The sequence below is a fragment of the Devosia enhydra genome (genome assembly GCF_900119845.1).
GTDB lineage: Bacteria > Pseudomonadota > Alphaproteobacteria > Rhizobiales > Devosiaceae > FPKU01.
On sequence record NZ_FPKU01000001.1, the window covers coordinates 777224 to 791083 of the forward strand.

Here is a 13860-nt window from a genome sequence, read left to right on the forward strand (position 1 = left end):
CGGAGCTTATGGGGGCCAAAGGCAAAAAGCAATATGGTCAGCAATGCTGTCCTAATGCCTCTCACAGCTGCGTGAGGAACTCCGTGAAGGTTAACGCGTTGATCGCAACCCGGAGGTCTACACACATGCTTAGGCGAACCATCTCGCCGGCCCATGCGATGCGTCTCGAGCGCATGCAGGCCAGCACCAATTTCGAACGCGTCCTTGCCAACGCCGCTCAGCTGTCGCTGGTGCTGATCGGCTTCGTGGTGCTGCTGGCCGCGCTGAAGACAGGGCAGGTGATCCTTGCGCCTGTCTCGGTGGCCATTGTCATCGGGCTGATGTTCGGTCCGGTCGCCGACATGATGGAAAAGCGGGGAGTGCCGCCGTTTTTATCCGCCGGCGTGGTCGTGCTGCTGCTGCTGGGCTTGATCGCCGCGGGCGGCTTTCTCTTTGCCGGTCCCCTTTCCGAATGGATCGAGCGCGCCCCGGCGATCTGGGAAAAGCTGCGTTCCGAGCTGACCACCCTGCGCCAGCCGCTGGAGGCTCTGGGGGCTATCCAGCAGCAGGTTCAAGGGGCCATCGGCGGTGGCGGCGAGGGGGTCACCGTCACCATGGCCGATGACGGCAGCGCCGTGCGCGAACTCGCCTTCCTCGCTCCGGCGGTGCTGGCGCAGATCGGCATCTTCCTTGCCAGTCTCTATTTCTTCATGGCTACGCGGTCGGATTTTCGCATCTCGGTGCTGTCGCTCTGCGTAACGCGCCGCATGCGCTGGCGCACCGCGCATGTGTTCCGGGATGTCGAGCAGAAGGTCTCGAAGTTCCTCCTCTCGATCACCATGATCAATGCCGGGGTGGGCGTCGTTACCACCCTCGTGATGTGGGCGCTGGGTGTGCCTTCGCCCATGCTCTGGGGCGCGCTGGCCTTCGTCGCCAACTACATTCCCTTCGTGGGCCAGTTCACCATGCTGGTGCTGCTGTTCGCCGTGGGTCTCGGCACCCGCACTGGTATCGAGCAGGCGGTCATTCCCGTATTCGCTTACTGGGTCGTGACCCTCATCGAGAGCCAGCTGATCACCCCGCATGTGCTGGGCCGCACCATCACGCTCAACCCGTTCATGATCTTTCTCTCGCTCGCCTTCTGGCTGTGGGCCTGGGGACCGGTCGGGGGCGTGGTGGCCATTCCCTCGCTCCTGATCCTCTACTCCATCGTCCATCACATCCTGCCCTCCCGGCCGCTGGCTGTGCGCAAGCCCAAGGCGAATGCGAGGCTGCTCGATCGCGAGGCGACCAAAGACGAGCGGGCGGCTGAGGCCAAGCTGAGGGAGGCGGAAGCCGAGGTCAAAGCCGGCGAACCGGCCTTGCCCTGAATAGACCGACAATAAAGAAAAGGGGCCCGCTGGGCCCCTTTGCGTTTCTGATGCCAGCCGGCAATCAGTGCTTTTCTTCGGCCTTCGGCGACTTCTTGGCCTTCGGGCCGGGGATGGCCTTGGGACGCGCCGGGCGCGGCGGCGCCGCGATCAGTTCGAGCTTGGCATCTGGTCCAACGCCGACAACCGCAACGGTCACCGTGCCACCGTTCTGAAGCTCTCCGAACAGCACCTGATCGGCCAGCGGCTTCTTGACATATTCTTGGATGACCCGGCCGAGCGGCCGTGCACCCATCTTTTCGTCGTATCCGCGCGAGGCCAGCCATTCGGCTGCTTCCGGGGTCAGGTTGATCGTCACGCCGCGTTCGGCCAGCTGGCCTTCGAGCTGGAGCACGAACTTCTCCACCACCTGCCGCACCACGGCCGGGGGCAGGGGCCCGAACGAAATGATCGCATCGAGCCGGTTGCGGAATTCCGGCGTGAACATCCGGTTGATCGCTTCCTCGTCATCGCCCTGTTCGCGCTTGCGCCCGAAGCCGATCGGCGATTTTTGCAGCTCCATGGCCCCCACATTCGAGGTCATGATCAGGATGACATTGCGGAAATCGACCGACTTGCCGTTGTGGTCGGTCAGCTTGCCGTGGTCCATCACCTGCAACAGGATGTTGAACAGGTCCGGATGGGCTTTCTCGATCTCGTCGAGCAGCACCACCGAATGCGGGTGCTGGTCGACGCCATCGGTCAGCAATCCGCCCTGGTCAAACCCAACATAGCCCGGAGGCGCGCCGATCAGCCGGCTGACCGTATGGCGCTCCATATATTCGGACATGTCGAAGCGCAGCAGTTCCACCCCGAGCGTATCGGCGAGCTGCTTGGCCACTTCGGTCTTGCCCACGCCGGTCGGCCCGGTGAAGAGGTAGGAGCCGATCGGCTTTTCCGGTTCGCGCAGCCCTGCACGTGCCAGCTTGATCGCCGAGGCCAGAGCCGTGATGGCCATGTCCTGCCCGTAAACCACCGTGCGCAGGCTGTTCTCGAGCCCGGCCAGCAGTTCGGTATCGGATTTCGAGACCGATTTGGGCGGGATGCGCGCCATCGAGGCGATGGTGTTCTCGATATCCTCGACGTCGATGATCTCCTTGCGATCTGCAGGAGGCACCAGCATCTGGCTCGCGCCGGTCTCGTCGATCACGTCGATCGCCTTGTCGGGCAGCTTGCGGTCGTTGATGTAGCGCGCCGACAGCTCGACGGCCGCCTTGAGCGCATCGTCGGTATATTTGAGCTTGTGGAAGGTCTCGAAATAGGGGCGAAGACCCTTCACGATCTCGATCGCGTCAGGGATCGAGGGCTCATTGACGTCGATCTTCTGGAAACGCCGGACGAGAGCCCGGTCCTTTTCGAAGAACTGGCGATATTCCTTGTAGGTCGTCGAGCCGATGCAGCGGATGGCACCCGAAGCCAAAGCGGGCTTGAGGAGGTTCGAAGCATCGAGCGCGCCGCCGGAAGTGGCGCCGGCGCCGATCATGGTGTGGATTTCGTCGATGAAGAGCACGGCGTCGGGAAGCTTCTCGAGCTCCTTCATCACCGATTTCAGGCGCTCCTCGAAATCGCCGCGATAGCGCGTGCCGGCGAGCAATGCGCCCATGTCGAGCGCATAGATCACGGCATTGTTGAGCACCTCGGGCACGTCGCCTTCGATGATCTTGCGCGCCAGCCCTTCGGCGATCGCAGTCTTGCCCACGCCGGCATCGCCGACATAGATCGGGTTGTTCTTGGAGCGGCGGCACAGCACCTGGATGGTGCGGCGCAGCTCGGGGTCGCGACCGATCAGCGGATCGATCTTGCCCGCGCGGGCCTTCTCGTTGAGATTGACGCAGAAATCGGCGAGGGCCGATGTCTGGTTGCCACCGCGCTCGCCCTCCTCATGCCCGTTCGCGCCCGGTTCGCTACCACGCACTCTGCGCTCCTCGGTGGGCCCCGACTTGGTGATGCCGTGGGCGATGAAGTTGACGGCGTCGAGCCGGCTCATATCCTGCTGTTCGAGGAAATAAGCGGCGTGGCTTTCGCGCTCGGCAAAGATCGCGACGAGCACATTGGCACCCGTCACTTCTTCCTTGCCGGACGACTGGACGTGGATCACTGCGCGCTGGATGACCCGCTGGAACGCAGCGGTGGGGCGCGCATCCTGCCCGTTTGGCACGACGAGGCTGTCGAGCTCCTCGTTGATGAAATCCTCGAGATCACCCTTGAGCGCTTCGATATCGACATCGCAACCGGTCAGCACCGCGATGGTATCGCGGTCTTCGGTCAGGGCGAGAAGCAGATGCTCGAGCGTGGCAAATTCGTGCGCGCGCTGCCGGGCATAATTCATGGCCTGGTGGAGGGCCTTCTCCAAGCCGCGGGAAAATGAAGGCATGGCAGCTTCCTATTGCTTTTCCATTACGCACTGAAGCGGATGCTGGTTCTTTCGGGCAGCATCCATGACGCGGGTCACCTTGGTCTCGGCAACCTCGTAGGGATACACGCCGCACTCGCCCACCCCTTGGGTGTGAACATGCAGCATGATCGCCATCGCGTCTTCACGCGATTTGTTGAACACATCCTGCAGCACCATCACGACGAATTCCATCGGGGTATAGTCGTCGTTGAGCAGCAGGACGCGGTAGAGACTGGGACGTTTGGTCTTGGGGCGAACCTTGGTAACCGTGCCGGTTTCGCGATCGGAGTGGTCACCGCCATTCCCTCCGCGACCCGGTTCGTCCGGGCCGGACACAAGGCGCATCACCGGTGCGTGGTCCGGCGTGGCCGCGTGGGGAAGCATCATATTCAACCTGAGTTTGAACCCTTCGCTAAGCAGCGAGCCGAGGCCATTATGTAGGCAAAATTCCCCTGCTGTTAAGGCCCCGTCGTTCAATCTTTCCCTCGGGCCCGGGGCGCCATTTTCCTGCCCCGGCCGTGCCATCAATTTAGCGGGCATTTTACCGAATGGTAATCGGCGGCCCTTAGGTTGAGCGTGCGTAAGGCGCCTTCTGCTGGTCTTGGGGAAGCGGCAGCAGGCGACGATCGATGTGTAACGGGTGAGTCAACGACCCGAGTTTCAAGAGTTGGAGTAACGGGGTGGGTTTCCACACGGCTTTTTCCTCAAGGCGCGGTGCTTTCGCGCGGGCCCTGGTCGCGATGTTCGTCGCGGTCCTGGCCATGGCGACCTTCGCCCAGCCTGCAGCGGCGCAGAACCTGCGCAAATATGCGGGCATCGTGGTCGATGCAAAGACCGGCAAGGTTCTCTACGAGAGCGACGCCGACGCGACCCGCTATCCCGCGTCGGTGACCAAGGTCATGACCCTGTATGTCCTGTTCCAGGAATTGCAGGCGGGCAACGTCAAGCTCTCAGACAAGATGACGGTCTCCAAGCACGCCGCCTCGGCGGTGCCGACCAAGCTCGGGCTCAAGGCCGGGGCGACGATTTCGGTCGAGGACGCCATCAAGTCGCTCGTGACGCTTTCGGCCAACGACATGGCCCGCGTCATCGCCGAGCACATCTCGGGCTCCGAAAGCGCCTTCGCCCGTCGCATGACCGAGACGGCCAAGGGCCTCGGGATGAGCAAGACCACCTATCGCAACGCATCCGGCCTGCCCGATAGCGGGCAGAAGACTACGGCGCGCGATCAGGTTATCCTCGGCATCGCCGTCTACCAGCATTTCCCGAAATATTACGAATATTTCCAGACGCGCAGCTTCAGCTTCGGCAAGCGCACCTATGGCAATCACAACCGACTGCTCGGCTCCAACGGCGTCGATGGCATCAAGACCGGCTATATCAACGCCTCGGGCTTCAACCTGCTGACCGCCGCGCGCTCCAGCAATCGCCACATCGTGGTGGTCGGCTTCGGCTTCAACACCTCGTCGGCCCGCGACAGCAAGGTGCGCGAGCTCGTCCGCTCCTATCTGCCCAAGGCGCGTCAGGGGGATTACCTGCAGACCGCGATGATCCCGAAGCCGGGCCGTGGTGCAGGGACCACCCGCGTTGCCGTTGCCCAGCCCACCATGGTCGTGCCCGCGCCGCGTCCGAGTTTCCGGCTGGCCTCTGCCGTCGTTGCCGCGTCCGCTCCTGCGCCCACGGCTGCGCCGCAGCCCGTGACCATCACCACCGACAATATCGCCGTCGCCTCCATCGGTGGCCCGGTGCCCGCAGCCCGTCCCGCGGCGCCCGCTGATATCGGCGTGCCCAATGCCGTGGCAGCGGCCAGTGCGCTCGGTGGCGTGCAGGAGGACCGGCCTCTGGATGTGATCGGCGCATGGCTCAGCGAGACCTTCTCGCTCGGCGCGCCGCCGGCTGCGCTCGGGCAGACCCGCCCCTCCGCCCCGCTGCTGCCCCCGGTCGGGGTTGGCGCCGATGGCCAGCCGGTCGACCTGATGACCAGCGGCAGCTCTTCGGTCGCCGCCCGTCAGCCCGATCAGCCCGTCATCCAGCAGGTGGCGGCCCACTCCGCCGCCGCCGCGCCGCAGTCGGGTGGCTGGATCGTGCAGATCGGTGCGGCTCCGAGCGAGTCGGGTGCCAATTCGCTGATCAGCGATGCAGCCTCCAAGGTCGGCGGGCTCGGTTCACGCCAGTCCTATATCGAGCGGTTCGAAAAGAACGGCCAGGTGTTCTATCGCGCCCGCTTCGGCGGCTTCGACGGCCGGGATGCGGCCAACACCATGTGCAATGAACTCAAGAAGGCAAAGATGAGCTGTCTCGCCATGCAGAGCTAGAACTCGGCAGGCCCGTCTCCGTCGCGCGTGTGGCGGCGGGGCAGGGCGGCTCACCATAGGGAAGCACGTTTGTGGCATGTGTCTGGAGTAGCCCAAATGAGCGAATTGAATGGCCTCAGCGATCTGGCCAGCTTCGAGGGCCGGTCGGCTCTCACCCAAAAGGATACCGCAGCCCGTCGTCGCGCCCTCAAGGGCCTCACGGCGCGGATCGAGAATGGCGGTCCCCGCCGTACGGTCAGCGAATTGCTGGCCGTGGTGATGACACTCTCGGCCCGCACGCGACGCATGGCGGCCGAGCCGGTGGTGATTGACCTCGATGTCTTTGCGCCCAATGGCCGTCGTGCCGTCCATCTGCGGCTGCCCGGGGCGTGAGGCCTCGTTCTACGATTGGCCGGCGGGGCTCTTGAGGGCAAAGCCGATCATCATCACGAGATAGATGAGGCCGGGGGCGAGAATCGCTTCGAGCCCGAACCGGCCATAGAGCAGGGCTCCTGCGAGGCCGCCAACGAGCAGGGCGGTCCACACCTGAAGCTGCTGGAGCCAGCGCCAGGGGGGCGCCTTGCCCAAAATGGCGGCAGCCAGATCCTGCCCGGCGGCAAAGAGCGTGCCCGTGACGAAGGTCGCGCCAAGCCGGGCGCCACTGCCGCTGAATGGCAGTGTGGCGTTCTGGGCCCCTGCGCCTGCGGCCAGAACCATCATGGCCTGCGCCGCCGGCCAACCGGCCGCACGGAGCGCAAGAGCCACGCCAAGCGTCGCGATGACGAAGGCGAGCACCATGCTGGGGCCCCAGCGGCGCGACCGATAGCCGAGAAAGGCGCCGATGAAACTGCCGCCAAAGAACATCGCCACCAGCCCTGCGGGCAGGGCGACCAGCTGTTCCATGCCTCCGATTGCGGCGCCCAGCTGCGTGGTGTTGCCGCTCATGAACGAGGTGAAATAACCGCCGAGCTCGATGAACCCGACCACATCGATGAACCCGGCGCAGGCAGTCAGCAACAGGCCCAGCATCAGGCGCCGTTGCGGTGTCATGGGTCAGTCCAGCGCCCTGGAGATCGCGGTGGCCAGTTCGGCAAGCTCGCCATCATCGGCCTTGCCGCCGCCATGCCGGCCGAGCTCGACGCCCTCATAGACCGGGATCAGATGGAAGTGCAGGTGAAAGACCGTCTGCCCCGCTGGCGCTTCGTTGAACTGGGCTAGCCTGATACCGTCGGCCCCGGTCGCCTTGAGCACGGCGCGTGCCAGCCGCTGCACGAGGGGCATGACGGCGCCCAGCGTCTCCGGATCGGCATCGAGCAGGTTTCGCGACGGCGCCTTGGGTATGACCAGCAGATGGCCGCGCGATTGCGGAAAGATATCCAGCATTGCAAGCGCCGTCTCATCTTCATGCACGCGATGGCAGGGCAGTTCGCCGCGCAGGATGCGGCCGAAGATATTCTGGGGATCGTAGGTCATCAGGCGCTGTTCCGAAGGGCGGCCGCGGCCGCGTTGGATCGAAGCGGCACGTAATCCGCGATGGTTTCCTCGATGACGTCCACGGCGCGACCGGTGCCATCCTCGAGCAGCAGCTTTTCCCGCAGCGCCATGGCCGCAGCCGCAAAGCTGGTCTCGGTATCGAGATCCTCGAGCGCCTGGGCGAGAATGGCCGGCGTCAGCTTGCGCAGCCTAACCGGCCTCGGCCCGCAGCCCAGGTCGTAGACGCGCTGGCCCCAATAAGGCTGATCGAAGAACTGCGGCACAACGAACGTCGGGCGGCCGGCATAAAGCCCGGCATAGGTGGTTCCCGCGCCACCATGGTGGACGACCGCCTTGACGTGGTTGAAGAGCTTGGTGTGCGGTGCGCGAGCGATGGCATAGACGGTCGGCGGCAGTTCGTCGAGCTTGAGCCCGCCCCAGCCCTGGCTGATCACGGCCCGCCCGCCCCAGATCGACAGGGCCTTGGTGATGATCTCGGTATTGCGCTGGGCGCCCCACGGCATCGAGCCGAAACCGAGATAGATCGGTGCCGGACCGCGCTCGAGGAAGGCGCGAAAATCGTCGGGGGGTTCCCAGCCGGTCTGGTCCTCCAGCCGCCAGAAGCCCGTGACCGTGGTCGTTTCGGGCCAATCGGCCGGGGCCGGGGAGATCGCAGCCGAATAGGCATGCAGCGCCGGAAGCAGTTGCCCATGCGAATTGTGGGTGAACCCACCGCGCGCCGGCCGCTTCAATCCGAGCAGCTTGCGGCGAAGGCGATCGCGCGGAAAGTCGTTATAGGTCTGCTGCGCGCTCTGCACGACGTAGGAGAGCTTGTTGAGGATCGGATCGAGGCGCGTGCGGCTGAACAGAGGCTCCAGCGGCGGGCCCTCATAGGCGCAGTAGGGAAACTCGCCGGTCGGATTGAGCGGTTGCAGCGCCGTCATGATGGCGGGAATGTCGAGCACCTCGGCCACGTCGATGGCGAAGGTGGTGTTCATGTGGAAGACGATGGCGTCGGCCCCCTGGGCCAGCGTCCACACTTCACGATTGGCCTGCTTGAGGATCTTCTGGCCTTCACGCAGCAGCACCGGCATGTGCAGCAGGCTGCTGCGCGACATGACGCTCTCGAACTGGCTCATGCGCAGGAAGTTCTGGATATTGGAGCCCAGGCTGTGGAACTCCACGCCGTGCCCTTCCACGAACTCCTCAAAATCGGCGGATGTGCCGAGAACGACGGAAAAGCCGCGCTTCTGAAGGGCCAGCGAAAGGGCCACGAAGGGCGCGACATCGCCCATCGTTCCGATCGCTGCTATCGCCACGCGTCGTGTCATGCCGTTCAACGCTCCCACGGCGGCGCTGTGGTGCAAGGCTGCACCACCTCAACCGCCCACGCTGCGGTCAGCTGCCGGCCGCCTGAGGCTGATCGGGGCCTGCCGCATTCTCCGGCTTGAGTAGCCGGAACCGGATGTAGTTCCAATAGGCCAGCGTCGTCAATGTCACCGGCACGTAGGTAAATCCGCGACGGATGAAGAAAAGTGCAATGGATACGGCCGTTTCCGCCGACATCAGACCCTTGCCCATGGCAGAGGTGAACGCCGAAGGCACGATGTGGCGATAAAGGATGTCAGGGTCGATGTCATACTGGCGCGCCTTCACGGCGAAGGCGCGCTTGGAGGTCGAATAGTCCCTAAGCTCTGCCATCCCCATGTCGCCATGAAGCTCGACTTCGGACCCGAGGCCCCAGACTTCTGGCGGCGTCAGGCGGTCCTTGCCGATGGTGCGGAACATCTCGATGAGATCGACGAAGGTGGTGTAATTGGCATTCCAGCAATCATCGCTCTTGGCGCCGTGCGACAGGATCAGCACATCGGCCCGCTCGAGCTTCTCGCGCATCCGCTCATAGTCGCCGGCCGAGAAATCGACGCCGGACTTGGCGGTCTCGACAATACCCCCGAGGCGTTCGAGCCGCGATTTCATCGCCGATCCGAACGCGCCCGAAGCGCCGGTGATCACGAAGCGGCGCCCCTCGATCTGGCAGCCCTTGGCGAAGATGACGTCGAAGATGTTGATGAACGAGGAATAGAAGGCGTTGGGAAAGATGTGGTGCATGGCGTGGTAGGACTTGCCTACCCACCACAGGCCGAAACGGCCGCTGACCCGATCCATCTGCATGTGGTTGAAATCCATGCCTTCTTCCCACACCACCCAGATGACCATGATGGTGCGGATGACAGCTACTGCCGCGACCGGCTCCCACGGCATGACGAAAAAGAACAACAGCGTGCCCAGCATCGAGGTGCCGTATTCGGGCAGCACATGCAGCCAGATATTCTGCATCCGATAGGCCGGATCGATCTTCATCTCCGGCGTCAGGAACTTGTGGTGCACCCAATGCCAGCGGCTGAAGGTACGCAACAGCCTGTTGGGCGAGTGCTGCCAGCGGTGCAGCAGATAATGCAGCCCGTCGAACAGCAAGGTGGAGGCGAGAAAAACCACCGCTGCCTGAACGATGAAGACGCCGATCTGCCAGACTAATTCCATGCTTAAACTCCGTAGACCTCCGCATCCTAACGATCCTGAGGCGGAATGTCTCCTTTTCGGAACGGTGTATAGCGGGCCAGCACGTCCTGGCTCTCTTCCACCGCCTCGCGTTCCTGCTCGAGAAACCGTGCAACGGCCTGTCGCAGGCCCTTGTGGCCGATCCAGTGCGCCGAGCGCGTCGTGGCGGGGCCGTAGCCGCGCGCCAGCTTATGTTCGCCCTGCGCACCGGCTTCGATTCGGGACAGGCCGTGCGACAGTGCGAAGTCGATGGCCTGATAGTAGCAGAGTTCGAAGTGGAGAAAAGCTATGCTCCGTGTCGCACCCCAGTACCGGCCGTAAAGCGCGTCCTTTCCGATCAGGCTCAGGGTCCCGGCAACGGGCTCGTCTCCCTCATAGGCAAACATCAGCAGAACCCTGTCGGCCATGGCAGCCGACAGCATCGAGAAGAACGCCCGGTTGAGGTAGGGTCGTCCCCATTTCCGGCTGCCGGTATCGATGTAGAAGTCGTAGAACCGGTCCCACACCGCTTCGGTCAGGTCCGCGCCCGTGAGCCAGCGGATGGTCAGGCCCTCGGTGGCCTCGCGCCGTTCCCGCCGCAACTGCTTGCGATGGCGCGACGAGAGCGAGCCGAGAAAGCCCTCGAAGTTTCCATAGCCGGCATCGTGCCAGTGGAACTGGGTATCGGTGCGCAGGAGCCAGCCGGCACGCTCGGCCAGATCGGCCTCGTCCTCCGTCATGAACGTCGCATGCGCCGAGGAAATGCCGTTGCGGTCGGCAAGACCCGCCACCGCCTGCATGAGTGCCGCCTTGCCAGCCTCGGTTTTTGCAAGGAATCGCGGGCCGGTTACCGGGGTAAAGGGCACGCAGATCTGCATCTTGGGGTAATAGCTACCCCCGGCGCGCTCGAAGGCGTCGGCCCATCCATGATCGAAGACATATTCACCCTGGGAATGGCTCTTGAGGTAGAGCGGCGCGATGCCGGCAATGGTCTTGTCCTCGCCGCGCAACACGATGTGCTGCGGCTGCCACCCGGTCTCCACCGAGGGACTCCCGGACGCCTCGAGGGCCGCAAAGAACGCGTGATCGAGAAAAGGATTGTCGGGGCGTCCCGCGTCTCCGGGCAAAAGCCCGTTCCAGCTCCCGGCGTCGATCGCGCCGACGCCGTCGACGATATCGAGCGTAAAGGTCGTTTCACTCACTCGGGCGTGAACCCCTCGAAGACGATCTGGTCCGAAGCGCTCTGCGCATCTCGTGCTTCTACGCGGCTGCGGATGGTCCAGACCGTAACCGGCTTGCCCAGACTGCGGAACAAACGGATGGCGGGCAGGTCCAGCGCATCCTTGCTGGCGGAGATGAAATCGAAGCGCGTCCACGGCCAATGGAGAAGATGGCGGAGGAAGCGCCTGCGAGATGGCGAAAGATGGGCAGTGTCCTCATCGGACCCGTCATACAGCTCGGTGATGATGCCACGCGGACCCATGAAGCCGAAGCGAGAGACCAGCGCAACCAGCGCCGGATCAAAGGATTCAAGAGCGATCGGGCCGGCATAACCGGAGGCCTGGTCGGCGACGGTCTTGGCCAGCATGCCCGTCGCGGCCCCCGACTGCTGCTTCAGTTCGACCTGCAGCAGCACCCGTCCCCGGACCTGGTCGAGCAGTTGGTGAAAGCGCTGCGGCGTGTCTGCCGAACTGCTGCCGAGAAGCGGGATGGCGCAGAGCTCGTCGGCGGTCAGGTCGATGACCCGCCCCCTGCGCCCCGTCAGGCGATCGAGCGTTGCGTCATGGAACACCACCGGCACGCCATCGCGCGTCAGTTGCAGGTCGCATTCGATGGCATAGCCGGCGGCGACGGCGCGCTCGAAAGCCGTGCGCGAGTTCTCGATGATGCCGGCCGCCCGATCATGCAGGCCGCGATGGGCGATCGGCGTGTCGAATACGGGCCGGGGCATGCTGGAACTCGCGTGAGATGGATGGGGTCAGGCCCTGGCCTATACCTCTACGATCGCCTCGATTTCCACGGCTGCGCCGAGCGGCAGCGCCGCGACACCGAAGGCAGACCGCGCATGCCGTCCCTTGTCGCCCAGAACCCCGATGATGAGGTTCGAACCGCCATTGGCCACAAGGTGCTGTTCGTTGAATTCGGGGGCCGAGCAGACGAAAACCGAGAGCTTCAACACCCGCTTGATCGCTTCGAGATCGATGCCTGCGGAGTGGACGATCTGCGCCAGCACATTGAGCGCCGCCAGCTCTGCCGCATTGCCACCCTGCACCACGTTCATCGTGTCACCCAGCCGACCGGTCACGACGCCCGCATCGCTGGCCGAAATCTGGCCGGAAACGTAAAGGATATTGCCCGAGCGGGTGACCGGCACGTAGCTCGCGACAGGCGCGCGCGGGGTGGGCAGCTCATATCCATACTGGCGGAGGCGGTCGAGGGCTGTGGTCATCGAGGTGTCCCTTTTGGTTCATCGTCTTTGTCGAGCGGCGGCCGGCTGGGGCGGCGCCCGTAGAGCTTGCCGCGCACGAGGGCCTCGCGGCCGAATCGTTCGCGTACCCTGTCCATAGCGCGTTCAGCCGCGGCGCGTCTTGCGATCCCGGGGTCGAGGAGGTCTGCGGGATCGTCGGCTTCGGCGCGTGTGAGCCCGCTGACGCCGATGCCGATGAGCCTGAACGGCGTGCCGTCCACCTCGCGCGCCAGCAGCTGCAGTCCGGCTTGATAGAGCGTGCCGGCCAGCTGCGTGCCGATCATCAGGTGGCGGGCCCGTGTCCGCAAGCGGAAATCCGCCGTCTTGAGCTTGAGCGTCACCGTGTCGCCTGCCAGCTGCTTGGTCTTGAGCCGCTCGGACAGGCGCTCGCAGAGCGCGAGCAGCTCGGTCGACAGGGCTTCGAAATCGGCAAGATCGGCGTTGAACGTGCTTTCGGACGAGACGGTCTTCATCTCATGGTCGGTCTCGACGGCACGGGCATCCTCGCCCAGCGCCAGCCGGCTCAGCCTCAGTCCCGTCTCGCCATAGAGCCGGATAAGGTCGTGCTGCGGGCGGGCCTGGATGTCGGCGAGGGTGTGGAAACCGTCGCGCCGCAATTTTTCGGCAAACACCTTGCCGACCCCGAAGATGATGTCGACCTGCTGCCGAGCCAGGAAGCCTACCGTCTCCGCCCTGCCGATCAGCGCAAAGCCGCGCGGCTTGTCGAGGTCCGAGGCGATCTTGGCGAGGAACTTGTTGTGCGAGAGCCCGACGGAAACCGTGATGCCCAGATCGCGCTCGATCTCGCGGGAGAGGCGTGACAGCACCTGCGCCGGCGGCGCCTTGTGCAATTGCTGGGTGCCGGAAAGATCGAGAAACGCCTCGTCGATCGAGAGCGGCTGCACCGAAGGGGTCAGTGCGTCCATGCGGGCGCGGATCTGCCGGCTGACGCCGACATATTTGGCCATGTCGGGCTTTATCACCGTGGCCTGCGGGCACAATTCGCGCGCCTTGAACATCGGCATGGCCGAGCGCACACCATATTGCCGGGCGATGTAGCAACAGGTCGAGACCACCCCGCGCACCCCGCCGCCGATGATCAGCGGCTTGTCCCGAAGGCTCGGGTCATCGCGCTTTTCGATCGACGCGTAAAAGGCATCGCAGTCGATATGCGCAATCGCGAGCGCGTCGAGTTCGGAGTGGACGAGCAGGCGCGGCGACCCGCATTCCGGGCAGCGCGGGGGAGGGGTCTCGCGCCTGCCCCAGCGATCGCAATCCCGGCAGAGAAAATGCAGGTCGGCCATC

The 13860-nt window shown here is 64.2% G+C and carries 13 protein-coding genes; 3 read left to right on the top strand and 10 right to left on the bottom strand.

Annotated elements, in window-relative coordinates:
• Nucleotides 1–125 precede the first annotated feature (125 nt).
• On the top strand, nt 126–1349 hold the full coding sequence (locus BT183_RS03830) for an AI-2E family transporter (protein WP_177282385.1): 1224 nt from the start codon (nt 126–128) through the stop codon (nt 1347–1349).
• 64 nt (nt 1350–1413) lie between these two features.
• Here the strand turns inward: BT183_RS03830 and clpA are convergent, their stop codons facing one another.
• Together clpA and clpS are read right to left on the bottom strand one after the other, a co-directional pair.
• Nucleotides 1414–3762, bottom strand: a complete 2349-nt coding sequence (clpA, locus tag BT183_RS03835) for an ATP-dependent Clp protease ATP-binding subunit ClpA (RefSeq protein ID WP_072339170.1) — start codon at nt 3760–3762, stop codon at nt 1414–1416.
• A gap of 9 nt (nt 3763–3771) precedes the next feature.
• Complete coding sequence (clpS, locus tag BT183_RS03840) at nt 3772–4128, bottom strand: ATP-dependent Clp protease adapter ClpS (protein ID WP_072341483.1); 357 nt, start codon at nt 4126–4128, stop codon at nt 3772–3774.
• Nucleotides 4129–4523: 395 nt separating this feature from the next.
• On the opposite strand from clpS, the gene BT183_RS03845 reads away from it, so the two are divergent.
• The gene (locus BT183_RS03845) at nt 4524–6098 is read left to right on the top strand and encodes a D-alanyl-D-alanine carboxypeptidase (protein WP_072339172.1); all 1575 of its coding nucleotides are present in this window, start codon (nt 4524–4526) and stop codon (nt 6096–6098) included.
• 96 nt (nt 6099–6194) lie between these two features.
• The gene (locus tag BT183_RS03850; protein WP_072339174.1) at nt 6195–6470 is read left to right on the top strand and encodes a hypothetical protein; all 276 of its coding nucleotides are present in this window, start codon (nt 6195–6197) and stop codon (nt 6468–6470) included.
• A gap of 9 nt (nt 6471–6479) precedes the next feature.
• Here BT183_RS03850 and BT183_RS03855 read toward each other — a convergent pair whose 3' ends face one another.
• From BT183_RS03855 to BT183_RS03890, 8 genes are all read right to left on the bottom strand, one after another.
• The gene (locus tag BT183_RS03855; protein WP_072339176.1) at nt 6480–7127 is read right to left on the bottom strand and encodes a YoaK family protein; all 648 of its coding nucleotides are present in this window, start codon (nt 7125–7127) and stop codon (nt 6480–6482) included.
• 3 nt (nt 7128–7130) lie between these two features.
• Entirely contained in the window at nt 7131–7553 is a 423-nt protein-coding gene (locus BT183_RS03860) for an HIT family protein (RefSeq protein ID WP_143145651.1), read from the bottom strand.
• Nucleotides 7550–8881 carry a glycosyltransferase gene (locus tag BT183_RS03865; RefSeq protein WP_084603230.1) on the bottom strand — a complete coding sequence of 444 codons (1332 nt, stop codon included), beginning with the start codon at nt 8879–8881 and terminating at the stop codon, nt 7550–7552. The genes BT183_RS03860 and BT183_RS03865 overlap by 4 nt, the downstream gene beginning before the upstream one ends.
• A 67-nt stretch (nt 8882–8948) precedes the next feature.
• Nucleotides 8949–10091 carry a sterol desaturase family protein gene (locus tag BT183_RS03870; RefSeq protein ID WP_072339182.1) on the bottom strand — a complete coding sequence of 381 codons (1143 nt, stop codon included), beginning with the start codon at nt 10089–10091 and terminating at the stop codon, nt 8949–8951.
• Between the two features lie 26 nt (nt 10092–10117).
• Complete coding sequence (locus BT183_RS03875) at nt 10118–11290, bottom strand: GNAT family N-acetyltransferase (RefSeq protein ID WP_072339184.1); 1173 nt, start codon at nt 11288–11290, stop codon at nt 10118–10120.
• Nucleotides 11287–12039 (bottom strand): glycerophosphodiester phosphodiesterase family protein, encoded by a 753-nt coding sequence (locus tag BT183_RS03880; RefSeq protein ID WP_072339186.1) that lies wholly within the window; start codon nt 12037–12039, stop codon nt 11287–11289. Before BT183_RS03880 ends, BT183_RS03875 begins: the two co-directional genes overlap by 4 nt.
• 39 nt (nt 12040–12078) lie before the next feature.
• A complete protein-coding gene (locus BT183_RS03885; RefSeq protein ID WP_072339188.1) occupies nt 12079–12537 on the bottom strand; it encodes a RidA family protein in 459 nt (152 codons plus the stop codon).
• Nucleotides 12534–13859 (bottom strand): DNA polymerase IV, encoded by a 1326-nt coding sequence (locus BT183_RS03890; RefSeq protein WP_072339196.1) that lies wholly within the window; start codon nt 13857–13859, stop codon nt 12534–12536. The genes BT183_RS03885 and BT183_RS03890 overlap by 4 nt, the downstream gene beginning before the upstream one ends.
• Nucleotide 13860: the final 1 nt, after the last annotated feature.

Bases quoted from the DNA above. Each gene is read 5' to 3' on its own strand.
- BT183_RS03830 (WP_177282385.1), top strand. From the start codon at position 126: ATGCTTAGGCGAACCATCTCGCCGGCCCATGCGATGCGTCTCGAGCGC.
- clpA (WP_072339170.1), bottom strand. From the start codon at position 3,762: ATGCCTTCATTTTCCCGCGGCTTGGAGAAGGCCCTCCACCAGGCCATG.
- clpS (WP_072341483.1), bottom strand. From the start codon at position 4,128: ATGCGCCTTGTGTCCGGCCCGGACGAACCGGGTCGCGGAGGGAATGGC.
- BT183_RS03845 (WP_072339172.1), top strand. From the start codon at position 4,524: ATGTTCGTCGCGGTCCTGGCCATGGCGACCTTCGCCCAGCCTGCAGCG.
- BT183_RS03850 (WP_072339174.1), top strand. From the start codon at position 6,195: ATGAGCGAATTGAATGGCCTCAGCGATCTGGCCAGCTTCGAGGGCCGG.
- BT183_RS03855 (WP_072339176.1), bottom strand. From the start codon at position 7,127: ATGACACCGCAACGGCGCCTGATGCTGGGCCTGTTGCTGACTGCCTGC.
- BT183_RS03865 (WP_084603230.1), bottom strand. From the start codon at position 8,881: ATGACACGACGCGTGGCGATAGCAGCGATCGGAACGATGGGCGATGTC.
- BT183_RS03870 (WP_072339182.1), bottom strand. From the start codon at position 10,091: ATGGAATTAGTCTGGCAGATCGGCGTCTTCATCGTTCAGGCAGCGGTG.
- BT183_RS03880 (WP_072339186.1), bottom strand. From the start codon at position 12,039: ATGCCCCGGCCCGTATTCGACACGCCGATCGCCCATCGCGGCCTGCAT.
- BT183_RS03885 (WP_072339188.1), bottom strand. From the start codon at position 12,537: ATGACCACAGCCCTCGACCGCCTCCGCCAGTATGGATATGAGCTGCCC.
- BT183_RS03890 (WP_072339196.1), bottom strand. From the start codon at position 13,859: ATGGCCGACCTGCATTTTCTCTGCCGGGATTGCGATCGCTGGGGCAGG.